This is a genomic window from Stenotrophomonas sp. HMWF023 (assembly GCF_003060985.1).
Taxonomy (GTDB): Bacteria; Pseudomonadota; Gammaproteobacteria; order Xanthomonadales; family Xanthomonadaceae; genus Stenotrophomonas; species Stenotrophomonas lactitubi.
In genome coordinates this window covers 15,849-40,429 of sequence record NZ_QAIJ01000018.1, presented here as the reverse complement: position 1 = coordinate 40,429, position 24,581 = coordinate 15,849, and the positions used below count along the sequence as shown (strand labels likewise).

The 24,581-nt window shown below is 65.4% G+C and carries 25 protein-coding genes and 1 riboswitch; of the genes, 16 read left to right on the top strand and 9 right to left on the bottom strand.

The window, feature by feature from the left end; translation table 11 throughout:
* The 4 genes from DBR20_RS00595 to DBR20_RS00580 form a co-directional block, all read left to right on the top strand.
* Nucleotides 1-376: fimbrial protein (locus DBR20_RS00595; protein ID WP_258223065.1), on the top strand; the 376-nt coding region annotated here is incomplete at its 5' end.
* An 86-nt stretch (nucleotides 377-462) separates the two neighbouring features.
* Nucleotides 463-1,191, top strand: a complete 729-nt coding sequence (locus DBR20_RS00590; protein ID WP_049469456.1) for a molecular chaperone — start codon at nucleotides 463-465, stop codon at nucleotides 1,189-1,191.
* Between the two features lie 92 nt (nucleotides 1,192-1,283).
* The gene (locus DBR20_RS00585) at nucleotides 1,284-3,848 is read left to right on the top strand and encodes a fimbria/pilus outer membrane usher protein (protein ID WP_108264817.1); all 2,565 of its coding nucleotides are present in this window, start codon (nucleotides 1,284-1,286) and stop codon (nucleotides 3,846-3,848) included.
* Nucleotides 3,839-4,873, top strand: a complete 1,035-nt coding sequence (locus DBR20_RS00580) for a fimbrial protein (RefSeq protein ID WP_108264816.1) — start codon at nucleotides 3,839-3,841, stop codon at nucleotides 4,871-4,873. The genes DBR20_RS00585 and DBR20_RS00580 overlap by 10 nt, the downstream gene beginning before the upstream one ends.
* 100 nt (nucleotides 4,874-4,973) lie before the next feature.
* Here the strand turns inward: DBR20_RS00580 and DBR20_RS00575 are convergent, their stop codons facing one another.
* From DBR20_RS00575 to ettA, 3 genes are all read right to left on the bottom strand, one after another.
* Nucleotides 4,974-6,290, bottom strand: a complete 1,317-nt coding sequence (locus tag DBR20_RS00575) for an NCS2 family permease (protein ID WP_108264815.1) — start codon at nucleotides 6,288-6,290, stop codon at nucleotides 4,974-4,976.
* A 63-nt stretch (nucleotides 6,291-6,353) separates the two neighbouring features.
* Entirely contained in the window at nucleotides 6,354-7,043 is a 690-nt protein-coding gene (locus DBR20_RS00570) for an outer membrane beta-barrel protein (RefSeq protein ID WP_108264814.1), read from the bottom strand.
* Nucleotides 7,044-7,287: 244 nt separating this feature from the next.
* Nucleotides 7,288-8,952, bottom strand: a complete 1,665-nt coding sequence (ettA, locus tag DBR20_RS00565; protein ID WP_100551534.1) for an energy-dependent translational throttle protein EttA — start codon at nucleotides 8,950-8,952, stop codon at nucleotides 7,288-7,290.
* A gap of 252 nt (nucleotides 8,953-9,204) precedes the next feature.
* Here ettA and DBR20_RS00560 point away from each other — a divergent pair, with 252 nt between their 5' ends.
* The 6 genes from DBR20_RS00560 to ribD all read left to right on the top strand — a co-directional run bounded on the left by DBR20_RS00560 (nucleotide 9,205) and on the right by ribD (nucleotide 14,017).
* The gene (locus DBR20_RS00560; RefSeq protein WP_108264813.1) at nucleotides 9,205-9,681 is read left to right on the top strand and encodes an RcnB family protein; all 477 of its coding nucleotides are present in this window, start codon (nucleotides 9,205-9,207) and stop codon (nucleotides 9,679-9,681) included.
* A 255-nt stretch (nucleotides 9,682-9,936) separates the two neighbouring features.
* Nucleotides 9,937-11,190: a serine hydroxymethyltransferase gene (glyA, locus tag DBR20_RS00555; protein ID WP_108264812.1), complete on the top strand. Its 1,254-nt coding sequence runs from the start codon at nucleotides 9,937-9,939 to the stop codon at nucleotides 11,188-11,190.
* A gap of 73 nt (nucleotides 11,191-11,263) precedes the next feature.
* Nucleotides 11,264-11,683 (top strand): hypothetical protein, encoded by a 420-nt coding sequence (locus DBR20_RS00550; RefSeq protein WP_108264811.1) that lies wholly within the window; start codon nucleotides 11,264-11,266, stop codon nucleotides 11,681-11,683.
* A 29-nt stretch (nucleotides 11,684-11,712) separates the two neighbouring features.
* Nucleotides 11,713-12,156, top strand: a complete 444-nt coding sequence (locus DBR20_RS00545) for a hypothetical protein (RefSeq protein ID WP_108264810.1) — start codon at nucleotides 11,713-11,715, stop codon at nucleotides 12,154-12,156.
* A gap of 94 nt (nucleotides 12,157-12,250) precedes the next feature.
* A complete protein-coding gene (gene nrdR, locus DBR20_RS00540; RefSeq protein ID WP_089238721.1) occupies nucleotides 12,251-12,772 on the top strand; it encodes a transcriptional regulator NrdR in 522 nt (173 codons plus the stop codon).
* Nucleotides 12,773-12,931: 159 nt separating this feature from the next.
* The gene (ribD, locus tag DBR20_RS00535; protein ID WP_108264809.1) at nucleotides 12,932-14,017 is read left to right on the top strand and encodes a bifunctional diaminohydroxyphosphoribosylaminopyrimidine deaminase/5-amino-6-(5-phosphoribosylamino)uracil reductase RibD; all 1,086 of its coding nucleotides are present in this window, start codon (nucleotides 12,932-12,934) and stop codon (nucleotides 14,015-14,017) included.
* A 26-nt stretch (nucleotides 14,018-14,043) separates the two neighbouring features.
* On the opposite strand, the gene DBR20_RS00530 is transcribed toward ribD, so the two are convergent.
* Both DBR20_RS00530 and DBR20_RS00525 read right to left on the bottom strand, forming a co-directional pair.
* Nucleotides 14,044-15,006, bottom strand: a complete 963-nt coding sequence (locus DBR20_RS00530) for a hypothetical protein (protein ID WP_108264808.1) — start codon at nucleotides 15,004-15,006, stop codon at nucleotides 14,044-14,046.
* A gap of 12 nt (nucleotides 15,007-15,018) precedes the next feature.
* Nucleotides 15,019-15,897, bottom strand: coding sequence for a hypothetical protein (locus DBR20_RS00525; protein WP_108264807.1), 879 nt, complete (start codon nucleotides 15,895-15,897; stop codon nucleotides 15,019-15,021).
* A gap of 174 nt (nucleotides 15,898-16,071) precedes the next feature.
* Between DBR20_RS00525 and DBR20_RS00520 the strand changes: the two genes are divergently transcribed.
* Nucleotides 16,072-17,187: a hypothetical protein gene (locus tag DBR20_RS00520; protein ID WP_219927770.1), complete on the top strand. Its 1,116-nt coding sequence runs from the start codon at nucleotides 16,072-16,074 to the stop codon at nucleotides 17,185-17,187.
* Nucleotides 17,188-17,318: 131 nt separating this feature from the next.
* Here DBR20_RS00520 and DBR20_RS00515 read toward each other — a convergent pair whose 3' ends face one another.
* The 3 genes from DBR20_RS00515 to DBR20_RS00505 all read right to left on the bottom strand — a co-directional run bounded on the left by DBR20_RS00515 (nucleotide 17,319) and on the right by DBR20_RS00505 (nucleotide 19,604).
* Complete coding sequence (locus DBR20_RS00515; RefSeq protein WP_108264806.1) at nucleotides 17,319-17,963, bottom strand: hypothetical protein; 645 nt, start codon at nucleotides 17,961-17,963, stop codon at nucleotides 17,319-17,321.
* Nucleotides 17,950-18,831, bottom strand: coding sequence for a hypothetical protein (locus tag DBR20_RS00510; RefSeq protein WP_108264805.1), 882 nt, complete (start codon nucleotides 18,829-18,831; stop codon nucleotides 17,950-17,952). The genes DBR20_RS00515 and DBR20_RS00510 overlap by 14 nt, the downstream gene beginning before the upstream one ends.
* 149 nt (nucleotides 18,832-18,980) lie before the next feature.
* Nucleotides 18,981-19,604 carry an outer membrane beta-barrel protein gene (locus DBR20_RS00505; protein ID WP_108264804.1) on the bottom strand — a complete coding sequence of 208 codons (624 nt, stop codon included), beginning with the start codon at nucleotides 19,602-19,604 and terminating at the stop codon, nucleotides 18,981-18,983.
* A gap of 230 nt (nucleotides 19,605-19,834) precedes the next feature.
* A riboswitch (FMN riboswitch) is annotated at nucleotides 19,835-19,981 on the top strand.
* Nucleotides 19,982-20,058: 77 nt separating this feature from the next.
* On the opposite strand from DBR20_RS00505, the gene DBR20_RS00500 reads away from it, so the two are divergent.
* The 5 genes from DBR20_RS00500 to thiL all read left to right on the top strand — a co-directional run bounded on the left by DBR20_RS00500 (nucleotide 20,059) and on the right by thiL (nucleotide 23,967).
* Nucleotides 20,059-20,685, top strand: coding sequence for a riboflavin synthase (locus tag DBR20_RS00500; RefSeq protein ID WP_108264803.1), 627 nt, complete (start codon nucleotides 20,059-20,061; stop codon nucleotides 20,683-20,685).
* Entirely contained in the window at nucleotides 20,682-21,782 is a 1,101-nt protein-coding gene (ribB, locus tag DBR20_RS00495) for a 3,4-dihydroxy-2-butanone-4-phosphate synthase (protein ID WP_108264802.1), read from the top strand. Before DBR20_RS00500 ends, ribB begins: the two co-directional genes overlap by 4 nt.
* 158 nt (nucleotides 21,783-21,940) lie before the next feature.
* Entirely contained in the window at nucleotides 21,941-22,408 is a 468-nt protein-coding gene (gene ribH / locus DBR20_RS00490) for a 6,7-dimethyl-8-ribityllumazine synthase (RefSeq protein WP_089238735.1), read from the top strand.
* On the top strand, nucleotides 22,405-22,884 hold the full coding sequence (gene nusB / locus DBR20_RS00485; RefSeq protein ID WP_108264801.1) for a transcription antitermination factor NusB: 480 nt from the start codon (nucleotides 22,405-22,407) through the stop codon (nucleotides 22,882-22,884). The genes ribH and nusB overlap by 4 nt, the downstream gene beginning before the upstream one ends.
* A gap of 120 nt (nucleotides 22,885-23,004) precedes the next feature.
* Nucleotides 23,005-23,967, top strand: coding sequence for a thiamine-phosphate kinase (gene thiL, locus DBR20_RS00480; protein WP_108264800.1), 963 nt, complete (start codon nucleotides 23,005-23,007; stop codon nucleotides 23,965-23,967).
* A 171-nt stretch (nucleotides 23,968-24,138) separates the two neighbouring features.
* On the opposite strand, the gene DBR20_RS00475 is transcribed toward thiL, so the two are convergent.
* Nucleotides 24,139-24,549, bottom strand: a complete 411-nt coding sequence (locus tag DBR20_RS00475) for a hypothetical protein (RefSeq protein ID WP_108264799.1) — start codon at nucleotides 24,547-24,549, stop codon at nucleotides 24,139-24,141.
* Nucleotides 24,550-24,581 lie beyond the last annotated feature (32 nt).

Genomic DNA, 24,581 nt, shown 5'->3' with positions numbered 1-24,581 from the left:
CAAGAGCACCCTGGCTGCTGCCGGCGCCGTTGCCGGTCGTACCCCGTTCGCGATCAACCTGACCAAGTGCAGCGCCGGCAACGTCGCTACCTACTTCGAGCCGGGTTCGACCGTTGACTTCAACAGCGGCCGCCTGAACAACCAGGCTGCGGCCAATGCTGCCGGCAACGTGCAGCTGCAGCTGCTGGGCTCGAACAACCAGTTCCTGCCGGTCAAGGCTTCGGGCACCAACCAGGCCCAGGACAACTCGCAGTGGGTGACCGTTGCTGCCGATGGCACCGCCAACCTGAACTACTACGCTGAGTACTACGCGACCGCCGCCGCGACTGCCGGTGAAGTCACCAGCAACGTCAAGTACACGATCATCTACAACTGATCGTAGCGGTACCCCGCACTGGCCGGCGTACGCGCCGGCCAGTGCTTCGCGGCCCCTGGCCACACATCTCGAGCGTAGTAATTCCGATGAAAGCAATCTTTCCCCGGGCGCTGCTGCTGGCAGCGTTCACGCTGCCCTTCTGCCAGAACGCTCTGGCCGGCGTGGTGGTCAATGGCACGCGAGTGATCTACCCGGCGCAATCGCGCGAAGTCACCGTGCAGGTCGACAACGTGGGCGACTCGCCCGCGCTGGTGCAGGCGTGGGTCGACAGTGGCGACGCCAACCAGACCGCTGATACCAGTGATGCACCGTTCGTGCTGACGCCGCCCATCAGCCGTGTCGAGCCCGGTCGCAGCCAGGCGCTGCGCCTGATCTTCTCTGGCGCGCAGCTGCCGACCGACCACGAATCGGTGTTCTGGCTCAACGTGCTGGATGTGCCGCCGTCGCCGGAAAGCGCCGACAGTGGCGAACAGAACTACCTGCAGGTCGCGTTTCGTTCGCGCCTCAAACTTTTTTACCGGCCGCAGGGCCTGAAGGGTGTCGCCAACGACGCGCCTGCAGCACTGCGCTGGACCCGCAGCGGTGATCGCCTGCGGGTGGAAAACCCCAGTCCCTTCCACGTGACCCTGGCTGAAGTGCATGCCGTGACCGGCAGCAGCGAGCGGCCGGTCGAAGAGCAGGGAAAGATGGTTGCACCGAAGCAGAGCCTCGACTTCGCCGCTCCAGCCGGCATCGAGCAGGTCCGCTTCATCACCATCAACGACTACGGCGGCCGGGTCGAACACACGATCCGCCTGTCCGCTACCGGGGGCTGAAAGCGCCGCGTGGGCCATTGGCCTGCGCATCCCGCAACTGCCGCCGTGCGGCGAATTGAAGGAATGTCAGTGTGATCGGAAACAGATTGACATTGTCGATCCATCAGGCGCTTTGCCTGTTGGCTGCTGGCGTCGCCTGCCCAGGATGGGCACTGGCTGCACCGGCCAATCTCGGCGAACAGGCGCTGATGGCGCAGAGCGGTGCGGCAACGGCGCGTGCGCCGGAACAGGCGCAGTTCAATTCCAGCTTCCTGTCTGGCCAGGCCAAGCAGGTCGACCTGGCAGCATTCTCCAATGGCAACCCGATGGTTGCCGGCAACTACCGCGTCGACGTCTACGTCAACGGCGCATGGCAAGGCCGCCGCGACCTGCAGTTCAAGGCCGATGCGCAAGGCCGTGTCGATGCCTGCCTGGATGTGGCGACGCTGGAAGAGCTGGGCGTGGACAGCGAAGCGGTCCTGCTCCAGCAGGATCCGTCCGCCGCGCTGGACAAGAGCACCTGTGTGCCGGTCCAGCAGCGCATGGCCAATGCCTACGGTACCTATGACAGCGGCAACCTGCGCTACGACCTCAGCATCCCGCAGGCGTTCATGCGCCGCGAAGCCCGAGGCTATGTCAATCCCGCACTGTGGGACCGTGGCATCAATGCCGGTTTCGTCGGCTACAGCTTCAACGCGATCGACAGTGACAGCCGCACCGAAGGTGGCAACCGCAACCGCAGCGCCTACCTGGGCCTCAACGCCGGCCTGAACCTGGGCGGCTGGCAGTTCCGCCACGATTCCAACCTGACCTGGAACGAAGGCGACGGCCGTCATTGGCAGAGCATCGCCACCTATGCGCAGCGCGGTATTCCGCAGGTGCGCGGCATGCTCACCCTGGGCGAGGCCTACACCAGCGGCGAGCTGTTCGATTCGATCGGCTACCGCGGTGCCAGCCTGGCCAGCGACGATCGCATGCTGCCCGATTCGCTGCGCGGTTACGCGCCGATCGTGCGTGGCATCGCCGAGACCAATGCGCGCGTCGAAGTCCGCCAGAACCAGCAGCTGATCTATTCGGCCTCGGTGTCGCCGGGCAACTTCGTGATCGACGACCTGTACCCGACCGGCTACGGCGGCGACCTGGAAGTGAGCGTGGTCGAAGCCGATGGCCGTCGCCGCGAGTTCAAGGTTCCGTTCGGTTCGGTGCCGCAGATGCTGCGCGCCGGTGTATCCCGCTATGCGATTACTGCCGGCCAGGTCCGCAACAAGCAGCTGCGCGATGAGCCGTGGCTGATGCAGGGCACCTACCAGCGCGGCATCGGCAACCAGCTGACCTTGTACGGTGGCAGCGCGTTGAGCGATGGCTACCTGTCGCTGCTGTACGGTATCGGCGTGTCCACGCCGCTGGGTGCCTTCGCCGCCGATGTCACCCATGCCCGTACCTCGTTCGATCATTACGGCAACAGCACCGGCGCCAGCGTGCGCCTGAGCTACAGCAACATGATCGGCGAGACCGGCACCAACCTGACCCTGGCTGCTTACCGCTATTCCACTGAAGGCTTCTACAGCCTGCAGGATGCGCTGTATGCACGCGATGCCGATGATCGTGGCATCGATCCGAGCACCCGCGGCCGCCAGCGCAGCCAGTTCCAGCTGACCCTGAACCAGCCGCTCGGCCGTCGCTGGGGCGCGCTGTACGTGACCGGCTCGGTGCGTGACTTCTACGATCGCCCCGGTACCGCCAAGCAGTACCAGGTGGGCTACAACAACGCCTGGCGCTCGGTGAACTTCGGCTTCTCCGCACTGCGTACCGAAGAAGGTGCGCTGGGTCGTTCCGACACCCAGTACCTGTTGTCGATGAGCGTGCCGCTGGGCCGCGGAACCCGCCCGGTCTCGCTCAGTGCCGATGTCGGTGTGCGCGAACGCGGTGGCTACGACAGCAGCCGTGTAGGTATCACCGGCGCTGCAGGCGTGGACAACAACTTCAGCTACGGCGTGGCCCTGTCCGATACCCGCGACGGTGGCACCACCGCCGTCGGCAATGCCGAGTACCGCAGCCGCTACACCGCCTTGAACGCGACCTACGGCCATTCGCGTGACTTCCGCCAGGCATCGTTCGGTGCCAACGGCAGCCTGGTCATGCACAGTGGCGGCGTGACCCTGACCCCGCAGCGCGGCGAAACCATGGTGCTGGTCGAGGCGCCGGGTGCACGTGATGCCATGGTCAGCAACGCGCCGGGCCTGCGCATCGATGGTCGCGGTTACGCCGTGGTCCCCTACGTGTCGCCGTATCGCCTCAACACCGTGACCCTGGACCCGCAGGGCATGGCTCACGATGTCGAGCTGGAAAGCAGCAGCCAGTCGATCGCTCCGTTCGCCGGTGCCATCAGCTACCTGCGCTTCGATACCCGCAAGGGCAATGCGCTGCTGATCCAGGTGCGCAACGCCGACGGTCGCACGCTGCCGTTCGGCGCGCAGGTCAAGGACGAAACTGGCCAGCCGGTGGGCATGGTCAGCCAGGGCGGCCGCCTGTACGTGCGCAGCGAGAAGAACCAGGGCAGCCTGCAGGTTGAATGGGGCTCCGGTGCTGACCAGCGCTGCACGGTTGATTACCAGGTACCGGCGGGCGCCGATGCGTCCAAGACCGGCTTCATCCCGCTGGAGGCAGCATGCCGATGATTCTCTTCCGTGGCCGCAAGGCGCTGGCCACCCTGGCCGTGCTTGGCGGCGTGCTGTTGGCCCAACAGGCCAGCGCCTCCTGTCGCATCCAGTCCAGCTGGTTTACCGCTCAGGACGTGACGATGGACATGGGTCAGATCGTGATCCTGCCCAGCACTGCCGTAGGCGGTGTGATCAAGGAGATCAGCGTAGCGATCAACCAGCAGGACAGCGTTGCGCGCTGTGACTGGTCAGGTGGCCGTTCCGTCGGCGAGTACGTCAATGCAGCGCAGCGTCGGCCGGTTGCCGGCTTCTCCAACGTCTATGAAACCGATGTCGCAGGCGTGGGTATCCGCCTGTTCCGCGACTCCGGTGCCATCCAGACCTACTACCCGCACTCCATCAATTTTGCCGGCAACGCCACCATCTCGCTGATCGGTGGTCAGTTCCGCATCCAGCTGATCAAGACGGCGACGCAGACCGGCTCAGGCACCATCGCACCGAACGGCCGCTTCACCACGTACTACTTCGACGGTGATGGTGCCGGGCGACCGGTGCTGACGTCGACCTTCAAGGGCTCGGGCACCACCGTGGTCAGCCCGACCTGCGAAGTACAGGCCGGCAGCCGCAACATTCCGGTGGATTTCGGCAGCGTGCCCAACACCAGCTTCACCGGCGTCGGCTCCAAGGCCGTCAACCGTGATTTCGACATCCGCCTGAACTGCCAGGGCAGCAACCTTGCGCAGTTCCAGAGCAAGGTCGGCATCCGCCTGGATGCCGATCAGGATGGTTCGAACATGCCGGGCGTGCTCAAGCTCAGCGCCGCTGCCAACAGCGCTACGCGCATCGGCATCCAGATGGTGCAGCGTGATGGCAGCAGCGAGCGCGAAGTGCGTTTCGGCCAGACCATCAACGTCGGCACGACAACGGTTGGCAGCTCTACGTTGAGCCTGCCGCTGCGCGCACGCTACGTGCAGACCCAGGCCGGTACCGTGGGTGCCGGTATCGCAAACGGGCAGGCAACCTTCACCATCCAATACGAGTGAAGGCCACGCGGGTATCAGGTAGTGCCGGCCGCTGGCCGGCAACTGCAGGATTCCTGAAGCATGTGAAGTTGCCGGCCAGCGGCCGGCAACAGCCACCGGATCACTCCAGCGCGTAGCGCAGCACGAACAGCACCGCCACCAGCCACACCGCCGGGTGCACCTCGCGCCAGCGGCCGGTGCCGGCCTTCAGCGCGGCATAGGCAATGAAGCCGAAGGCCAGGCCGTTGGCGATGGAATAGGTGAACGGCATCGCCAGCGCGCACAGCGCAGCCGGCACCGACTCGGTCAGGTCGCTCCAGTCCACTTCCACCAGTTCACGCAGCATCAGCCCGGCCACGAACAGCAGCGCCGGCGCGGTGGCATAGCCGGGCACCATTGCCGCCAGTGGCGAGAACAGCAGTGCGGCCAGGAACAGCGCGGCCACCACCAGCGCGGTCAAACCGGTACGGCCACCCACCTGCACGCCAGAGGCGCTCTCGGCGAAGGCGGTGGTGCTGCTGGTGCCCAGCAGCGAGCCGGCGACAATCGCCGTGCTGTCGGCCAGCAGCGCGCGGCCGAATCGCTTCTGTGCGCCCGGCAGTTTCAGCAGGCCGGCACGGCCGACCACGCCGTACAGCGTGCCGGTGGCATCGAACACTTCCACCAGCACGAACACCAGCACCACCTGCAGCAGCACCGCAATCGGCGCGCCACCGTTGTGGTGCAGCAGGCCGGGCAGGTCCAGTTGCAGGAAGGTCGGTGCCAGGCTCGGCGGCAACGACACCAACCCGTGGTACTGCAGATCGCCCAGCGCCCAGCCGGCCGCGGTCACCGCCAGGATGCCGATCAGGATCGCGCCGCGCACGCGCCGCGCTTCCAGGATCGCGATCAGCAGGAAGCCGCCCAGTGCCAGCAACGGCGGCGCGGTATTGAGCGGGCCCAGCGCGACCAGGGTGTCCTCGTTGCCGATGATCACACCGGATTTCTGCAGCGCGATGATCGCCAGGAACAGGCCGATACCGGCCACGATCGCCGACCGCAATGACGCCGGAATGCCCGACACCAGCCACGCGCGCACGCCGGTCAGCGACAGCACCAGGAATACCAGGCCGGAAATGAACACCGCCGCCAGCGCCTGTTGCCAGGGCAGGCCGGCAGCACCGACCACGGTGAAGGCGAAGAACGCATTCAAGCCCATGCCCGGCGCCATGCCCACCGGGAAGTTGGCCGCCAGTGCCATCACCACCGAGCCCAGCGCTGCGGCCAGGCAGGTGGCCACGAACACCGCACCCGCATCCATGCCGGTGGTGCCGAGAATCTCGGGGTTGACGAAGACGATGTAGGACATCGTCAGGAAGGTGGTGACACCGGCCAGCAGTTCGGTGCGCACGGTGGTACCGTGCTGCTGCAGCTGGAACAGGCGTTCGAACAGGGGCATCGCAGATCTCTCGTACCTGCGCGCCCTGCCGCCCAAAGGGCCTGCGGATGCGTCGCCAGGCGGTTAGAAGTGGTAGTTCAACTTCAGCGTAACGCTGCTGTAGCTGGTATGGAAGCTGCGTCGCGCGGCAGCCGGGTAGTTCGGATCTTCCAGATAAACCGGGCTGGAGCCCAGGTGGGTGTAGCGGTACTCGGCACCGGCCGAGAGCTGGTCGTTGAAGCGGTACAGCACGCCTGCGCCGACGTTGCCGCCGGTGGAAACATGCGACGCGCGGGTTTCGAATTCGGCGACGCGGCAGCCATTGGTGGCCTCCACCAGTGACTTGTCGCAGCCCAGCGAAAACTCCTGGCGGGCCACGGTCACACCGGCGCTGACGTACGGCAGCCACTGGCCCGCGGCGTAGCCCAGCGTCAGGTTGATCGCGCCCGACCGGGTCACCGCATCCTTGCCGTAGTAAGGGCTGTACTGATGGTTGTCGCGGTCCTTCCACTCCTGGTTGATGTTGCCGAAGGACAGGGCGCCTTCGATTCCGGCAACGACATTGTTGTCGAACTGCCAGTTGCGGCCGACCTGCAGCCCGCCTGCAAAGCCGCGGATGCTCTTTTCAGAGGCATTGGCATTGCTGCGGTCCTGGCTGTGGCCCTCGCCATGGGTGGCATGAGCCCCCAGATGGATGCCTTCCCAGTTCGCCGGCGCGGCGGCGGCGGTGCCGGACAGCAGCAGGGCCGCCGTGGTCGAGATCAGTGCTTTCATGGTGTTTTCCTACGTGGGGGTGAATCGGGTGCGTAGGAAAACCGAAGCGTTGGGCCGGAAACATACAACGAGTTGCAAAGTACGGAAGTTGCCGTGTGCGACAAGGGATCAATACTGCTTTACACGTGTGACCTTCAGCCGAGGGGCGCTGGAGCGCGGCGCGAAAGGGTCAAAAGCGTCAACAAAAATCGATTGCGGCCCCTGAAAGGCGAAAGGCCGCGCGAGCGCAGCCTTTCGTTGTTCCTTACTTCAGCGCCTTGAAGCGCAGGCGCTTCGGCGCAGCGTCGTCGCCCATGCGGCGGCGCTTGTCTTCTTCGTACTCGCGGTAGTTGCCCTGGAAGAACTCCACGTGCGAATCGCCTTCGAACGCCAGGATGTGGGTCGCGATGCGATCCAGGAACCAGCGGTCATGCGAAATGACGAAGGTGTTGCCCGGGAACTCCAGCAGCGCATCTTCCAGCGCACGCAGGGTTTCGATGTCCAGATCGTTGGACGGTTCATCGAGCAGCAGCACGTTGCCACCCTGCAGCAGGGTCTTGGCCATGTGCAGGCGGCCTCGCTCACCACCGGACAGCGAACCGACCATCTTCTGCTGGTCCTGGCCCTTGAAGTTGAAGCGGCCGATGTAGGCGCGCGACTGGATCTCGATGCCGTTGATGTTGAGGATGTCCAGGCCGCCCGCGATTTCCTGGAACACGCTGTGGTTGCCTTCCAGCGCGTCACGGCTCTGGTCGACATAAGACAGCTGCACGGTCGGGCCGACCACGATCTCGCCGGTGTCCGGCTTTTCCTTGCCGGTGATCATCTTGAACAGGGTCGACTTACCGGCACCGTTGGGGCCGATGATGCCGACGATGGCGCCCGAGGGCACCAGGAAGTTCAGGTTGTCGAACAGCAGGCGGTCGCCGAACTTCTTGGAGACGTTCTTGAATTCCATCACCGCCTGGCCCAGGCGCTCGCCCGGCGGGATGAAGATTTCATTGGTCTCGTTGCGCTTCTGGTAATCGACCGACTGCAGTTCTTCCAGGCGGGCCAGACGGGCCTTGCCCTTGGTGCGGCCGCCCTTGGCGTTCTGGCGCGACCACTCCAGTTCCTTCTGGATGGCCTTCTGGCGGGACTTCTCCTGGTTGTCTTCCTGCTTCAGGCGCTCGTCCTTCTGGGTCAGCCAGTCGGTGTAGTTGCCCTTCCACGGAATGCCGCGGCCGCGGTCCAGTTCCAGGATCCACTCGGCGGCGTTGTCCAGGAAGTAGCGATCATGGGTGACCGCCACGACGGTGCCGGTGTAGCGCGCCAGGAACTGTTCCAGCCATTCCACCGACTCGGCGTCGAGGTGGTTGGTCGGTTCATCGAGCAGCAGCATGTCCGGCTTCTGCAGCAGCAGGCGGCACAGCGCCACGCGGCGCTTTTCACCACCGGACAGCTTGCCGACGATGGCCTCCCACGGCGGCAGGCGCAGCGCGTCGGCGGCCACGTCCAGCTGGTTTTCCAAGGTGTGCGCGTCACCGGCGGCGAGGATCGCCTCCAGGCGCTCCTGTTCCTTGGCCAGCGCGTCGAAATCAGCGCCTTCCTCGGCATAGGCGGCATACACGGCGTCCAGCGCGGACTGCGCCTGCAGCACTTCGCCCACGCCTTCCTCCACCGCTTCACGCACGGTCTTGGTCGGGTCCAGCTCCGGCTCCTGCGCCAGGTAACCGACCTTGATGCCGGGCTGCGGGCGGGCCTCGCCCTCGAAATCGGTGTCCACGCCGGCCATGATCTTCAGCACGGTGGACTTGCCGGCGCCGTTCAGGCCCAGCAGGCCGATCTTCGCGCCCGGGAAGAAGGACAGCGAGATGTCCTTGATGATCTGCCGCTTGGGCGGGACCACCTTGGACACGCGGTTCATGGTGTAGATGTATTGCGAGGACATGAGGTCTCCGTAGGCGCGACCCTGCGCCCGGTCCGTCACGGGGAACTTCCCGTTGCGGCAGCGGGCACAGATTGAATTGAATACCCCCAATTATAGCCGGAACCGGTTCCGGCCCGCGCTGGCCGGAGCGCCCGGGGCTGGCCGCGGCCTGAATACCCCGTCACAGTCCCGCAGCGGGAAGCGTTTCCAGCCGGAAACCGTTCAGATCGCATGCGCAAGATGGGATCACCACCCACCCAGCAGAGGTCTCCCATGCAACTCCATCGACTCATGGCCGGCGCCGTGGCCTCCGTACTGGCGCTGGGTGCCATCGCCCCGGCTTTCGCCGACAACGACCGCCGTGGCCGCGACCACGACCGCCGTGAGTGGCGCGAGGATCGCCGGGAATGGCGTCACGATCGCCGCGACTGGGAACGCGACCGCCGCGAAGCGCGCCGCGATTACCGTCACGACCGTCGTTACGACCACGGCTATTACCGCCCGGCACCACCGCCGCCGCGCGTGGTCTACAGCCCGGGCTACCGGCCCGGCCATGGCTATGGCTGGCAGCGCGGCCACCGCTACCGCGATTACTACCGTGGCCCGATCTACGTGGTGAACGACTACCCGCGCTACCAGCTGCGCCGTCCGCCGTACGGCCACCAGTGGATCCGCGATGACCGCGGCAACATGCTGCTGGTGGCCATCGCCAGCGGCATCATCGCCGACTACATCGTCAGCAACCGCTGAGGATCGCAGCCGGCACGCGCAAGGACGAAGGGCGCCTGAGGGCGCCTTTTGTCGTCCTGCCATCGTCATCCACGCATGGCGTGGATCTACTGGAGAACCGGCAGTAGATCCACACCATGCGTGGATGCTCCGCCACAGCCGCCGGCCTGCCCGGGAATTGCAGACCATACGGGCCCGTTTCGGCCCCAGCAGGGCGGGGCGGGGCTACAATCAAGGGCTGAGTCGTACCCCTTTCCCCGCCTGCTGGAGTACCCGATGTTCCCGCGTGACGTCCGCATCGAAACCTACGATCCCGAACTGGCCAAGGCCATCGCCGCTGAGACCCAGCGCCAGGAAGACCACGTCGAGCTGATCGCCAGCGAGAACTACACCAGCCCGGCGGTGATGGAAGCCCAGGGCAGCCAGCTGACCAACAAGTACGCCGAAGGCTACCCGGGCAAGCGCTACTACGGTGGCTGCGAATACGTGGACATCGCCGAACAGCTGGCGATCGACCGCCTCAAGCAGCTGTTCGACGCGGACTATGCCAACGTGCAGCCGCACAGCGGCTCGCAGGCCAACCAGGCCGTGTACTTCGCCCTGCTGCAGCCGGGCGACACCATCCTCGGCATGAGCCTGGCCCACGGCGGCCACCTCACCCACGGTGCCAAGGTCAACGCCTCGGGCAAGCTGTTCAACGCCGTGCAGTACGGCGTCAACGACCAGGGCCTGATCGATTACGACGAAGTCGAGCGCCTGGCCCTGGAGCACAAGCCGAAGATGGTCGTGGCCGGCTTCTCGGCCTACTCGCAGGTGATCGACTGGGCGCGCTTCCGCGCCATCGCCGACAAGGTCGGTGCCTACCTGTTCGTGGACATGGCGCACGTCGCTGGTCTGGTTGCTGCTGGCGTCTACCCGAGCCCGCTGGAACATGCCCACGTGGTCACCTCGACCACCCACAAGACCCTGCGCGGTCCGCGCGGCGGCATCATCGTCGCCAAGGGCGCCAACGAAGACCTGGTCAAGAAGCTGCAGTCGATCGTGTTCCCGGGCATCCAGGGCGGTCCGTTGATGCATGTCATCGCCGGCAAGGCCGTGGCCTTCAAGGAAGCGCTGGAGCCGGGCTTCAAGACCTACCAGCAGCAGGTGGTGAAGAACGCGCAGGCGATGGCCAACACGCTGATCGCGCGCGGCTACAAGATCGTCTCCGGCGGCACCCAGAACCACCTGATGCTGGTCGACATGATCGGCAAGGACGTGTCGGGCAAGGACGCGGAAGCCGCGCTGGGCAAGGCCCACATCACCGTCAACAAGAACTCGGTGCCGAACGACCCGCGTTCGCCGTTCGTGACCTCGGGCCTGCGCCTGGGCACCCCGGCGGTGACCACCCGTGGTTACGAGGAACAGGACTGCGTGGACCTGGCCAACTGGATTGCCGACGTGCTCGACGCGCCGGCCGATGAAGCCGTCATCGCCCGCGTGCGCGATGCCGTCAGCGCGCAGTGCCGCAAGTACCCGGTCTACGGTTGATCGGGCACTGGGGTCGGATCCCTTCCCTGTGGGAAGGGCTCTGACCCCGGCACCGGCACATGAGTACCCGCGCATGGATGAGCGCCGCCTCAAGTATCTCTATGCAGCCTTGGCTGTACTCTTCGGCCTGCCCAGCCTGGTGGGTGGCGGGGCCGCAGCGACGATGCTGCTGTTGATGGGGCTGGGCCAGTTTGGTCACGGCACCCTGGCATCGGTGACGCTGATGCCGCTGTGGGGCCTGTCCGGAATTGCCGGCTGCCTGGCCTGGCTGTGGCTCAGCGCGGGTTACCTGATGCAGGGACGTGCCGGCCTGCGTGTACGGCCGGTCTGGTGGCGCATGCTGCTGGCCGGTGGTCTCGCTGCCATGCCGCCGTTTGGGCTGGCGCTGTGGTGGGGCATCGCGGTCCATGCCGAAGGCTTCAATCTGCTGCTGTTGGGGCCGTCGATGCTGGTGCCGGCGGGCATGCTGGTGTGGCTGAAAAGGCAGGCGTGAGATCGCGCGCCGGAAGAGAGAAAGAACGCATGGATGAGCGTCTGCACAAACGCCTGTATATCGCCCAATGCCTGCTACTGGGGTTGCCTGCACTGGTGGCCGGTGGTGGCGTCGCCGGGTTCGGCATCTATACCTTTCTGGTCCGTCATGGACTGATGCGCGGCGACGAAGGTGCCGTGCTCTTCCTGTGGGCGAGTGCCGGCATTGCCGGGTTGCTGGCATGGCTGTGGCTCAGCATCCGCTACCTGCGGCGGGGGCGCGATGGCCTGCGGCAGTCACCAGCGCTGCCATGGATCGGGCTGGTGCTTGGCGCCATCGCGGCACTGGCCGTGGTCGGCGTCGTGCTTTTCAGCTTGTTTGCCGGCAGCCCCTGGCAGGTGCTGGGGTATCTGGTACTGGGCGTGCCACTGCTGGTGCCGGCGGCGCATCTGGGTTGGCTGCGTCGCTTCCCCGGCGTTGCCGAACAAGGCTGATTGCAGGCGGCATTTGCTGGGAAAGCCCTTCTCAGGTACCGTTGCGACGCTGCCACGACCGTGGCAGCAGGTATTTTCCTGAGCCAGGCGTTCAATGCATTGCCCCTTCTGCCAGCATGCCGATACACGGGTCATCGACTCGCGCGTCTCCGAAGACGGCGCGACGATTCGTCGTCGGCGTGAGTGCGAGGCGTGCAGCGAACGCTTCAGTACCCTGGAAACCGTTGAACTGAAGCTGCCGGCCATCGTCAAGAGCGATGGCACCCGCGAAGCCTTCGATGCCCGCAAGGTCCGCGCCGGCTTCGACCGCGCGCTGCAGAAGCGTGCGGTGCCCGAAGAGAAGATCGAAGCGGCGGTACGCGCGGTGGTGCATCAGCTGCGCATCAGCGGCGAACGCGAAGTGCCCTCGATCAAGGTTGGCGAGTTCGTCATGAATGAACTGCGCAAGCTCGACCATGTCGGCTATGTGCGCTTCGCCTCGGTCTACCGCAGCTTCGAAGACGTGGCCGATTTCCGCGAGGAGATCGAGAAGCTCGAACGCGATTTGCCGTCGAGCACCGAACAGCTGCAGCTGCTGGGTGATGTGATCGCCCTGACCAAGAAGAAGAAGGGCTGACGGCATTTGCTTCGGTAGCCGCCAACCTTGGTTGGCGCTTTGCTATCAATCCACGCATGGCGTGGATCTACTGGGTTCTGGTGGAGGCCAACCTTGGTTGGCGCTTTGCCGGCATCCACGCATGGCGTGGATCCATACCAACGGCGCTACCATGGCGGCATGAGCACATCGTTCACCGTCCTTGACCACCTGCACATGGCCAGCGCGTTGCGGCTCGCCGAGCGTGCCGCCTATACCACCCGCCCCAACCCGATGGTCGGCTGCGTGATCGCCCATGGCGAGCGCGTGGTCGGGCAGGGCTGGCACCAGCGTGCCGGCGGCCCGCATGCCGAAGTGTTCGCCCTGCGCGAGGCCGGCGCCGAAGCGCGTGGTGCCACCGCCTACGTCACCCTGGAACCGTGCGCGCACTACGGCCGCACGCCACCGTGCGCGTTGGCGCTGATAGACGCCGGTGTGTCGCGTGTTGTGGCCGCGATGCGCGACCCGTTCCCGAAGGTCGATGGCGGTGGTTTCGACCTGCTGCGCGAAGCCGGTATCGAGGTCGCCGAGGGCTTGATGGCCGCGCAGGCGCGCGAACTCAACAAGGGCTTCCTGTCGCGCGTGGAGCGCGGTCGTCCGTGGCTGCGGGTGAAGCTGGCGGCCAGCCTGGATGGCCGTACCGCGATGGCCGACGGCAGCTCGAAGTGGATCACCGGCCCCGCCGCGCGCGAGGACGTGCAGCACTGGCGCGCCCGTGCCGGCGCGATCCTCACCGGTGCCGACACCGTGATCGCCGACGACCCGATGCTGACCGTGCGCTTGGCCGACACCGAGGTGATGCCACCGTTGCGCGTGGTGCTGGACTCGCGTCTGCGCTCGCTGGAATGCAGCCGGGTGCGCGAGGGCGGAGCGCCGACGCTGTACCTGCACGATGCGATGGTCAGCCCGCCCGACGCAGCCGACGCGGCATTCGCCAGCGTGGCGGTGCGCCACGGCCGCCTGGATCTGGGCGCGGTTCTGGCGCTGCTGGCCGAACGCGGCATCAACGAAGTGCATACCGAAGCCGGCGCGACGCTGGCCGGTGCGCTGCTGCGCGGTGGCTGGGTGGACGAGCTGCTGCTGTACCAGGCACCGACCCTGCTCGGCGACAGCGGCCGCCCGTTGCTGGCTGGTCTTGGCATCGACGCGATGGACCAGCAGCGCCGCCTGCGCGTGGTCGACCAGCGCCAGGTGGGTGAGGATCTGCGATTGCTGCTGCGCCCGTAGCGCAATGCGGTAGCGCCGCTGTGATGTCATGGCTCGCGGAATCGAACCGAGGCGGCCGTGGCCTCAACCGCGTCTTCCACTTCCTTGGAGCTGTCCGCCGGCAGAATGGCGACCAAACGGACGAACCGTTCACCCGGCCATAGGGCAAGGTAGTGGCGGTAGTGGCGTCCGTCGGGTGTGACCCCGTCAACACGGTGTCCGCTGATACCACCGAACGGCACGTTTTCCCTTGAGGTAATCGTTCCGCCCTGAATCCTGACACTCCCTGCAATCAACTGATCGGACACCTTCTGTGGATCGTTCGAGGCAAACGGGAGCGAAAGCTGGGACGCAACGACAATCAGGGGTTGGCGGCCCTCGGGATCAGTGTCCAGTTCGCCGGCCGTAAGTGCCACGGCTGATCCGGACAGGCTATCAAGCAGACGGAAAGGAGACGCAGGCTTGATGCTGAAAGGTATCGCGGCGATCTTCTCCTCAAGCGTGACCTGCGGACGCAGCGTTACCGTCGCCAGCGCCTGCATGGCCTGCTGGTGGGTTAGTGCATGGTCACGCGGAGCTTGAATCGTGATCATGACTGTCGGAGACCCGCTGAAGAGCGAGATCCACTTTCCGAAGGTATAGCCGTGTGCGGCCTGGCTGCCGATGACCACCGGAGCCGTGCGCCCTTCGATGCTGAGCGATTCCAGGCGATCGACCTGGACGCCTTGGCTGGCGAAGCGACTGCGCGCGGCGGGCTCATCCACGAATAGTCCGCTGACCGCACTACTGGCCTCTGCGGGCAACTCGGCCACCAGGATGCTGGCTCGTCCGTCCTCACTGACGAAGCCGGAGAAATTGGGTGCGGGCGTGAACCCTGGTGGCGGTACAAGGCTGACGACCGAGCCAGGGACGGCCATTGACGGTTGTGACGCCTGTGAGCAAGCCGCGAGCAGCAGAGCCTGCAGGAAAAGCAGGGCGGAGCGCGTGATACGGCGGAGGCGAGTGAGCATCTGCAGTTCCTTCTATTCTGCCCGGACGTGATCAGTGTCTTCCTGGCTGACTGGGCCTTCCCACACCGCGCGGTTCCGATCGTGGGTTCCCCTGCAATACGCTTCGGCCAGGCTGGGTCCCAGCGATCGTACTTTTTCCGCCACGATGTCCTGCAAGGTCGTGCCCCGCTGCAGCGGGCTGTCGGGGTCATAGCGCTCTGCGAACTTCAGCTGCGCATCCAACATCAGGTCACAGGCGGGAATGCCGGAATAGGCGGTGACCGACTCTGCTTCAATGCGCTCGTCCCAAGCCGAAAACGGCATCAGCTCCTTCAGTAGTTTCAAGTTGAGGAACAGCATGTCGGCACTGATCCACGGTCCGTTGTCGCCAGCGCGGGAGAATTCCGCCCGTGCTTGGTATCTGGTTCCAGGCGCATCGCGCAGGGTTGCTGCGTACGCTTCCAGGAATTCCTTGAGTGCCTCCGCAGTCTGTTCTCCGGTACGGAATCGCGCTCGACTGTCACGGTAGGCCGGGAAAGCAGCGGAAACGTCAGGAAGCGTGCAGTGGTAGTCCACGATGCCGCGTTCGGATGAGCTGTTCTCTTCAATCTTGTCGGCACGGCAATGGATGGTCTTTCGACGTGCGCTGATGGCGCTGGCTGCAGGCTCCTCGAAACCAGCCGCCAGATTCCCGAACTCGTACAGCGCGTCGACGATATCGACGATGTCGGGGTAGTCGCTTGGATCTGCCGTGCGAAGGCTGTTGCGCAGAGCGGTTTTGGCCTCCTCATCATTCTGGGTAATGACGCGCGCATGCGCATCGAAGGTATCTTCCAGCGAAAGTGCGGCGGGCGCTGCGGCAGCAGCGGCGAAGGGTGCGCCCAGCAGCAGGGCAAGAATCGGCTTCAACATGTCAGTACGTGGTCGATCGGAACGATGCCCGAGGATCTCGGAGAGCAGTTCCTGCGTCCATGCAATTAGTCTCAAATACCTGACGCTCCGTTTCCGAAACACGCCGCTGAGGAAATTTGAAACGTTCCCTATTCTTCCGCGCGGAGCCGGCAAGCACAGTGGTGGGCCCTATTTTTGCAGGCCAGCGCATTGTCGCGTGCATATCAAGTCCTCGCGTTGTCTGTGCTTCTTCCTCTGGCCCTTCTGGTTCCAGCGACGTCCTTGGCCAATGACGACAGTGAGGAACCCCATGGCGAATTGACCGTGGAGCAGGCCCTGCAGGATCTGGCCGCCGTCATCGAGTGCCGGGCGCCGGCGGCGATCAAGAAGCCTGTGAGTCGCAACCTGTGGCGGGTCGCACTGGGTGGAGATCCGCCGCAGGCGGCCTTCCACAACTGGGAGGTGGTCAAGCAGGCCAACCCTTCGCTGCACGAAGTGGCACTGCCGGCCCCCATTACTGTTTTTGGCCATTCGATCCAGCGCATCGCCGTTCTCTCTGGCGCCACGATGGCCATCATCGGCGGCGTGCCCTTGGACGAAATGTCGCGGCAGCTGGAGCTGCAGCCACTGAGCGACAGGATGGCCTCGCATGTTCACCAGAGGACGCTGTCGCTGCGCAATCGCGGTGATGGCGGATTGCATACGCGATCGTTGGTGGCATCGCGGATATCCACCCATCCAGACGCCATCCTGGTCGGGTGCGAGGAGCGCTTCGACACGCGCGCTGAGCAGTTGCGCAGGCGTGGCAAGGAGCCAGACGTGGCGTTCACCCCAAGCGTGGACATCGCCAAGGAGCTGGACGACGTGCTGACCTGCAAGGCCGATGCGCTGCGCAACTACACTGCCGGTTGGGCGGTGGGCATGTCTGCGCACACCACTGACCCGCGCTTCAAAGGCTGGAAGGATGGGGAGGACGAAGACGGCTATCGCTGGTGGACGCCGCCGGCGCCGGTCATGATCGCCGGCAGACCCGTCCCGCGCTTCGTGAAGGTCGGTCAGACCCTCTATGCCGAGCTTGATGGAAACATCGCCGGGGTCCTGGCAGACGAATGGGATCTCCCTCCGTATGAGGGCTGGGACGACGTCGCCTTCGTCGGCTTCCACGATACCGACACTGCCGCCGATGGCTGGTTGGAAGACCGCGCACGCATCGCGCGCGACTGGAGGCCCGGCAAAACGCTGCATGGTTGCGAGTACCAGCAGTATCGTCCGGAGTTCGGCGAACATCCAGACGATGATGAAGAAGAATGACAACAGCGCGGAATCGCCGGGCACAGCCCGGCATTGCAGGTGTGTACGTGCGGGTCGTTCCGCAGCATCGCGGTGATCGGGCGCAGCCAGGCGGGTGAGGATCTGCGATTGCTGCTGCGCCCCTCTTCAGTTCAGCGATCCTCGTCGGGCAGGTGCTCGTTCCATTCGAAGAACGGGAGGAACGCGTCAGCCAGTCCGCTCATCAGCGGCGTTGGGTTCTGTACGTGCCAGGCGCCACCATCATGGTCGCGCTTGAACGACACCGTGATGATCCGTTCCCGGTCCGGTGCCACGGCGATCATCTGCGTATATGCCATCGCCAGTTCCCTCGCCATCTGCGGTGGATGCGGCCCGTTGAACGGCACGCGATGCTGCCGGTACATGGGCAGCAGTGCCGACAAGTCCGGCAGGTGGCAGCGATAGTCGACGTCGGCGCTGTCGGTCTGCGGATGGCGGACGCTGTTGGTAGCGCAATGCACTGAGGCCTGCCGCTTGCGTAGCGCTGCCGCAGCCTTCGGCCAATCAGCCAGTTCTGGCGCCTCGTCCAGATGGCTTGCTGCCGCCAGTGCGGCGGCGAAGGCTGGCCCCTTGTCGGTATCGAGATAGCGGGCCAGCGTTGCCTGTGCCGCTGCATCGCCGTGCACGATCACCTGTGCGTACAGGTCGAATACCTGTCCGGGTGTCAGCGCGGGTGCCGACGCCAGTGCAGTGACAGGGGCCAGCAGCAGCGCTGCCAGCCCCAGTCGTTTCAGCGCAGTGGCTTCACGCGCACTCATCGGTCCACATCATCTCGGCCATCGGACGCAGTGCCTTGCACTCCTGCGTCATCTCCTCGGCCGACATCACCTGCGTCTTGGCCTTCAGCTCTTCGGCCATCGCATCAACACCGCTGATCTGGTCCGGCGCGATCTTCGCCACGCAGCTGCGGTGCTGCTGCAGCAGCAGGTCGCAGGCCGGCACGCCGGTCACCTTCGGTGCCTTGGCCGCTTCAACGTCCTGGATCCACTCTTCGAACGGTGCCAGCGCACCCAGCACCGGGCCGACCAGATCGTCGAAGTTGCTGCTGTACCAGTAGCCCTTGTCCTTGGCGGTGTACAGGGTGAGGGTGCCGGTCACTGCCTTGCGCGGGCCACTCTGCAGGGCCTTGGTATAGGCCTCGGTGAAGCGGGTGCGGGTGGCCTGCACATCACTGGTCAAGCTGGCGGTGAACAACGGATGCACGCTGGTCAGGTCGGCCAACTGGCAGCTGAAATCGACCTTGGCGATTTTCTGGTCATCCACATACTCGTTGTCTTCCACGGTGCTGCGCGTGGCGCGGCACTGCGAGGCCTTCAGCGCCTTGGCATACATCGCTTCGGCTGCTGCGGGATCGCCTTTCACGCCGGCCACGGCCAGCACCGTCTGCCACGGCTCGGCAAGGGCCTGCGCCATCATGCCCGGCACCGGCGTTACCGAGTCCTGGCCGTCGAAGGCCGGCTTCAGCGCGTCGTTGAGCGTGCGCGTGGCGGCGGCATCGTCTTCCAGCAATGCGCGTGCGTACAGGTCGAAGGTCTGTTCCGGCGTCAGCTGCGCCGGTGCGGCCGAGGCGAACAACGGGGCGCACAGCAGTGCGGTGGCCAGCAGGCCGCGGATCGGGGTCTTCATGACGGTGTTCCTGTTCCAGAGGGCGGCAAGCCTAGCGCAATTGCCATGGCATTCGATGGCGCGCGACAGCCAAGCGTGTTGCGCGCGGCGGCCAACAAAAAACGGGCCCCTTGCGGGACCCGTTCGATCACACGACGAGGATCGGGCAATCAGAAGCTGGCGCGCACGCCGGCCGAGTACTGGGTGACATCGCGGTAGCCGGAGATCTCACCGACCAGGCCCCAGGTACGGGTGAAGTTGATCTGGCCGCCGAGGGTGCCGACCCAGGTGCCCTTGAACTCGTTGCCGCCGTCCATGTAACCGGCCTTGATCCAGGCTTCGGTCATGCGCGAAGGCTTGCCACGCAGGCCCATGGTGGCACGCACCAGGTTGGTGTGATCCTTGATGGTGAAGCGGCCGTAGTCCACGTCCTTGACGGTCACTTCCGCCTGCTGACGGACCCAGGCAATGTCAGCGGTGTAATCGACGCGATCACTGAAGGGCATGTGGTAACCGACGCCCAGCTCCGGCTGGTTCAACTTCAGCTTCATCGAGCCGTAGTCGTAGTCGTACGACTTGCTGCCGTAGTTCCAGCCGCCGAACACGTGCACCTGCTCGGCCAGCGCGATCGAACCGCGCACATAGCCACCATCGACCTTCGGGTCGTTGAATGCTTCGTCGTCGGTCTTGACCTGGGTCCAGCCGCCTTCAACGTAGGTGTAGCTCAGGGCGTCGGCCGAGGCCGAGAACGGGGCGGCGGCCAGCAGGGCGGCCACGATCAGGATCTTGCGCATGGGAATTCCTGTGAATATCAGTCCATTGGCGGTCCACCTATGCGGCAGTCCGTGGCGACCTCATGTCGTCCGAGCGCTGATTTTAATGAAAGTTTTACGAAAGGCCAGCCGCTGGCGACCTTGCGCCTGCCATAGCGCGAACTCCGTCACAACTGAACGGTGGCCAGCCGGGGCAGTCCCGGCCCCGCAGAGGGGGCTGCTACAATGGCCGCGCCGGCTCGCCGGTACACAAACGTCTTCAGGGCGGGGTGCAATTCCCCACCGGCGGTAGGTGCGCAAGCACGAGCCCGCGAGCGCCCCGGCCTTACCGTCGGGGGTCAGCAGATCCGGTCCAATGCCGGAGCCGACGGTCATAGTCCGGATGAAAGAAGACGGTGCCACAGGGCCAATGCGGCCCTGCGCCCGCCTGTTTGCCTTGCGGCGTTTTTCGCTCACTTTTCGCGGAGAACGTTACTTGTTTACTGGAATCATCGAAGGCGTCGGCCGTCTGGCCGCTCGCGAATCCATCGGCGGCGATGTCCGCTTCACCTTCAACGTCGGGAATCTGCCGTTCGACAACGTGCAGATGGGCGAGAGCATCGCCATCAACGGCGTCTGCCTCACCGTCATCGCGTTCGACGGCAACAGCTTCCAGGCCGATGCGTCCACCGAGACCCTGGGCCTGACCACGCTGGGCCAGCTGGCCGAAGGTGCAGTCATCAACCTCGAACGTGCCATGCGCCCGACCGACCGCCTCGGCGGCCACTTGGTCAGCGGCCACGTCGACGGCCTCGGCCAGGTGCTGTCCATCCACGAAGATGCCCGTGCCCAGCGTTGGCGTTTCGCCGCGCCGGCCGCGCTGCGCCGCTACATCGCCAAGAAGGGTTCCATCTGCGTGGACGGGGTCAGCCTCACCGTCAACGAAGTGGACGACGAAGGCTTTGAAGTCGCACTGATCCCGCACACCGTGGCCAATACCGCGTTCTCCGCCACCGGCGTGGGCAGCGCGATCAATCTTGAAATCGACCTGGTCGCTCGTTACGTCGAACGGTTGATCGCAGTGCCGACCAACGGCCAGCACGCACAGGGAGATACCCCATGAACTTCGCCCCCATCCCCGAAATTCTGGAAGACATCCGCCTGGGCCGCATGGTCGTCATCGTCGATGACGAAGACCGCGAGAACGAAGGCGACCTGATCATGGCCGCCGAGCTGGTCAAGGCCAGCGACATCAACTTCATGGTCACCCACGGCCGCGGCCTGGTGTGCCTGCCGTTGAATCGTACCCGCGCTGCCGACCTCGGCCTGGCGCCGATGGTGCAGGCCAATACCGCGCAGTTCCAGACCAACTTCACTGTCAGCATCGAAGCGGCTGAAGGCGTGACCACCGGCATCTCCGCCCACGACCGCGCGCACACCATCCGCACCGCGGTGAAGCCCAATGCCAAGCCGGCCGACCTGCACCAGCCGGGCCACATTTTCCCGCTGATCGCCCAGCCGGGTGGCGTGCTGACCCGTGCCGGCCACACCGAAGCAGCCGTGGACCTGGCAATGCTGGCGGGCCTGGAGCCGGCCGGCGTGCTGGTGGAGATCCTCAACCCGGACGGCAGCATGGCGCGCCGCCCGGAGCTGGAAGTGTTCGCCCGCGAGCACGGCCTGAAGATGGGCTCCATCGCCGATCTGATCGCCTATCGCCTCGCCACCGAAAAAACCGTCGAGCGCGTCGATGAGCGCGAGATCGAGACCGAGTTCGGCCCGTTCAAGCTGGTCACCTACCGCGACCGCATCGCCCACGACCTGCATTTCGCCTTGGTCCGTGGCACCCCGGACGCCGACACCCCGACCCTGGTGCGCGTGCAGGTGGAAAACCCGCTGGCCGACCTGCTGCACTGGCGCCGTGATGACTTCGGCGTGGCCGCCACCGATGCCCTGCGTGCCATCGATGCCGAAGGCAGTGGCGTGATGGTCGTGTTGCAGGCCCCGCGCGACGGCGAAGGCCTGCTGGCCCGCCTGCGCCAGCAGCCGGCGCCGGTGGTGCCGGGCAAGGACAAGGATGTAAGCCAGTGGCGCCGCAACGGTGCCGGCGCGCAGATCCTGTCCGACCTGGGCCTGGGCAAGCTGCGCGTACTGGGTACGCCGCGCCGCCAGATCGGCCTGGCCGGGTACGGCCTGGAAGTGGTGGAGACGGTGACCCCGTAACGCGCCCGCTGCGCTCGCCGGGCATGGCCCGGCGCTACCCCGGCGCCCCGTAATCCGGTAGCGCCGGGCCATGCCCGGCGGGTTCCCCCGGCCTCCGCCAACCACGGCCGGGGCCCATCCACGGTAGAATTACCCCTTAATCGAATCCCAAGCCGCATATGAGCCACTACGAAGGCGATCTTCGCACTCCCGAATCGGCGCGCTTCGCCATCCTGGCCAGCCGCTGGAATGCCCGCATCACCGACGTGCTGGTCGCTGGCGCCCGCCAGAGCCTGGCCGGCAACGGCATTGCCGAAGCCAGCATCGACGTGATCCGCGTGCCGGGTGCCTGGGAACTGCCGTTGGTTGCCGCGCGCCTGGCCGCCGCCCACGAACACGCCGCCATCCTCACCCTGGGCTGCGTGATCCGCGGTGACACCCGCCACTACGAACACGTGGCCGACCGCTGTGCCGAAGGCCTGATGCGCGTGCAGCTGGACTTCGGCGTGCCGGTGCTGAACGGCGTGCTGGCCGTGGAACGTGTGGAAGATGCCGAGGCCCGCGCAGGCGGCAGCCACGGCAACAAGGGCGAGGAAGTCGCGCTCGCCGCATTGGAAATGGTCAACCTTCTGGAGCAGCTGCCATGAACAAGAACACCCAGGGCAAGCCCTCCGGTAAACCCGTCCGCCGCGATGGCATCGATCCGGTGCTGCGCTCGCGCGCGCGCCGTCGTGCCGTGCAGGCCATCTATGCCTGGCAGATCTCCGGCGGCAACGGCCAGTCGCTGGTCGCCCAGTTCGCCCACGAGCAGGCCCGAGAAATCGCCGACCTGGCGTACTTCGAAGCGCTGGTGCATGGTGTGCTCGACAATCGCCGCGACATCGATGAAGCCTTCGGCCCGTACCTGGACCGGAGCATCGACGAAGTGGACGCGATCGAACGCGCCGTGCTGCGCCTGGCCGGTTACGAACTGCGTTACCGCCTGGACGTGCCGTACCGCGTGGTCATCAACGAAGCCATCGAATCGGCCAAGCGCTTCGGTTCCGAACATGGCCACACCTACGTCAACGGCGTGCTGGATCGTGCCGCCGTGGAATGGCGCAAGGTCGAATCGGGTCACTGACCCACCTGTGGTAATGCCGGCCGCTGGCCGGCAACTGCAGGGATTCTGAGGTTGCCGGCCAGCGGCCGGCACTACCGCCCACCGCGCACTGCGCGGCACGTACAAACGCGGGAGCGCCCCATGTCCCTGGCCGAATTTTCCCTCATCGACCGCATCCGCGCCCGCACTGTCGAGCGCGACGACATCGTGCTCGGCATCGGCGATGACGCTGCACTGCTGCAGCCGCGTCCGAACGAACAGCTGGTGGTCACCGCCGACACGCTCAACAGTGGCGTGCATTTCCCGGCCGAGACCCCGGCGTTCGACATCGGCTGGAAAACGCTGGCCGTCAATCTGTCCGACCTCGCCGCGATGGGCGCGCGCCCCGCGTGGTGCACGCTTGCACTGTCATTGCCCGAGGCCAGCGAAGACTGGATCGACGCGTTCGCCGATGGTTTCTTCGCACTGGCCGACCAGCACGACATCGCGCTGATTGGTGGTGACACCACGCGTGGCCCACTGTCGCTGTCGGTTACCGCGATGGGCCAGGTCTCACGGGGCCAGGCACTACGCCGCGACCGCGCACAAGTGGGCGATGACATCTGGGTCAGCGGCACACTCGGCGATGCCGCCGGTGCGCTGCGGCTGTGGCAGCAAGGCGCATTGAACGTCACCGCCGCAACGCTGCTGGCCGACTACGAAACCCTGCGCCTGCGCCTGCTGCGTCCCACCCCTCGCGTCACCCTCGGCCTGCGCCTGCGTGCCTTCGCGCATGCGGCCGTGGATATCTCCGACGGGTTGCTGGCCGACCTTGGCCACATCGCTGCACGCAGCGGCGTGCGCGCCGAAGTCGATGCCGACGCGTTGCCGATGTCGGCGGCGCTGCGCGAACTGCTGGGCCGCGATGCTGCCCGTGAGTGCGCGCTGCACGGTGGCGACGATTACGAACTGTGCTTCACCGCCGCCGCCGACCAGCGCGACGCGCTGCACTTCGTTGCCGAATCGCTGGATCTGCCGATCACCCGCATCGGCCGCATCATGGAAGGGCAGGGCGTGCATACCGAAGGCCATGATGGCCCCAGCGGGTACGAGCACTTCGCCTGAAGCACGGCGGGTCGGATCCTTTTGCAACGCAAAGGGCTCTGACCCCAATCTGGCGCTATCGCGGTGCTGTGGTAGGTGCCAACCTTGGTTGGCATGCCGTCTCGTTCTGCATATGGTCTTGCGGCCATGCCAACCAAGGTTGGCATCTACCAGAAGCGATGCAGCTTTCGCTCAAGCTGCGTGCACTTGCAAACTGACATATTCGGCCAGCCCACGGCAGGCCAGTATCAATCCCTCGCGCACGTCATCGCCCACCTGCTGACCCTCATCGCCGTCCACGCGTACGCGCTCGATGGCGTGCAGCAGTTCCAGCAGCAAGGTCAGCCCGGCATTGGCGCGGTCGATGCGTGCCATCGCAATGCCAAAGCACTGCTTGCGTCCTTTGTCCGGCCACGGCTGCCCATCGGCGGCGTCTACGTGGCGAATGCGCTGCAGGCAGCCGAGCAGGGTGATGCCTTCGCCGGCGTGGGCGCGCATCGTGCTGCCCAACGTGGTTTCCAGTGCTTTGGCCAGATCATCCGGCAAGCGTTCGACGGCGTCGCCCAGTGTGGCGAACAGATAGGGATAGAGCGAAGAGGTCATGGCGGCGTCCTTGAGCGTGAAGCAAGGGAGCC

Bases quoted from the DNA above. Each gene is read 5' to 3' on its own strand.
- DBR20_RS00590 (WP_049469456.1), top strand. From the start codon at position 463: ATGAAAGCAATCTTTCCCCGGGCGCTGCTGCTGGCAGCGTTCACGCTG.
- DBR20_RS00580 (WP_108264816.1), top strand. From the start codon at position 3,839: ATGCCGATGATTCTCTTCCGTGGCCGCAAGGCGCTGGCCACCCTGGCC.
- DBR20_RS00575 (WP_108264815.1), bottom strand. From the start codon at position 6,290: ATGCCCCTGTTCGAACGCCTGTTCCAGCTGCAGCAGCACGGTACCACC.
- DBR20_RS00570 (WP_108264814.1), bottom strand. From the start codon at position 7,043: ATGAAAGCACTGATCTCGACCACGGCGGCCCTGCTGCTGTCCGGCACC.
- ettA (WP_100551534.1), bottom strand. From the start codon at position 8,952: ATGTCCTCGCAATACATCTACACCATGAACCGCGTGTCCAAGGTGGTC.
- DBR20_RS00560 (WP_108264813.1), top strand. From the start codon at position 9,205: ATGCAACTCCATCGACTCATGGCCGGCGCCGTGGCCTCCGTACTGGCG.
- glyA (WP_108264812.1), top strand. From the start codon at position 9,937: ATGTTCCCGCGTGACGTCCGCATCGAAACCTACGATCCCGAACTGGCC.
- DBR20_RS00550 (WP_108264811.1), top strand. From the start codon at position 11,264: ATGGATGAGCGCCGCCTCAAGTATCTCTATGCAGCCTTGGCTGTACTC.
- DBR20_RS00545 (WP_108264810.1), top strand. From the start codon at position 11,713: ATGGATGAGCGTCTGCACAAACGCCTGTATATCGCCCAATGCCTGCTA.
- nrdR (WP_089238721.1), top strand. From the start codon at position 12,251: ATGCATTGCCCCTTCTGCCAGCATGCCGATACACGGGTCATCGACTCG.
- ribD (WP_108264809.1), top strand. From the start codon at position 12,932: ATGAGCACATCGTTCACCGTCCTTGACCACCTGCACATGGCCAGCGCG.
- DBR20_RS00530 (WP_108264808.1), bottom strand. From the start codon at position 15,006: ATGCTCACTCGCCTCCGCCGTATCACGCGCTCCGCCCTGCTTTTCCTG.
- DBR20_RS00525 (WP_108264807.1), bottom strand. From the start codon at position 15,897: ATGTTGAAGCCGATTCTTGCCCTGCTGCTGGGCGCACCCTTCGCCGCT.
- DBR20_RS00515 (WP_108264806.1), bottom strand. From the start codon at position 17,963: ATGAGTGCGCGTGAAGCCACTGCGCTGAAACGACTGGGGCTGGCAGCG.
- DBR20_RS00510 (WP_108264805.1), bottom strand. From the start codon at position 18,831: ATGAAGACCCCGATCCGCGGCCTGCTGGCCACCGCACTGCTGTGCGCC.
- DBR20_RS00505 (WP_108264804.1), bottom strand. From the start codon at position 19,604: ATGCGCAAGATCCTGATCGTGGCCGCCCTGCTGGCCGCCGCCCCGTTC.
- ribB (WP_108264802.1), top strand. From the start codon at position 20,682: ATGAACTTCGCCCCCATCCCCGAAATTCTGGAAGACATCCGCCTGGGC.
- ribH (WP_089238735.1), top strand. From the start codon at position 21,941: ATGAGCCACTACGAAGGCGATCTTCGCACTCCCGAATCGGCGCGCTTC.
- nusB (WP_108264801.1), top strand. From the start codon at position 22,405: ATGAACAAGAACACCCAGGGCAAGCCCTCCGGTAAACCCGTCCGCCGC.
- thiL (WP_108264800.1), top strand. From the start codon at position 23,005: ATGTCCCTGGCCGAATTTTCCCTCATCGACCGCATCCGCGCCCGCACT.
- DBR20_RS00475 (WP_108264799.1), bottom strand. From the start codon at position 24,549: ATGACCTCTTCGCTCTATCCCTATCTGTTCGCCACACTGGGCGACGCC.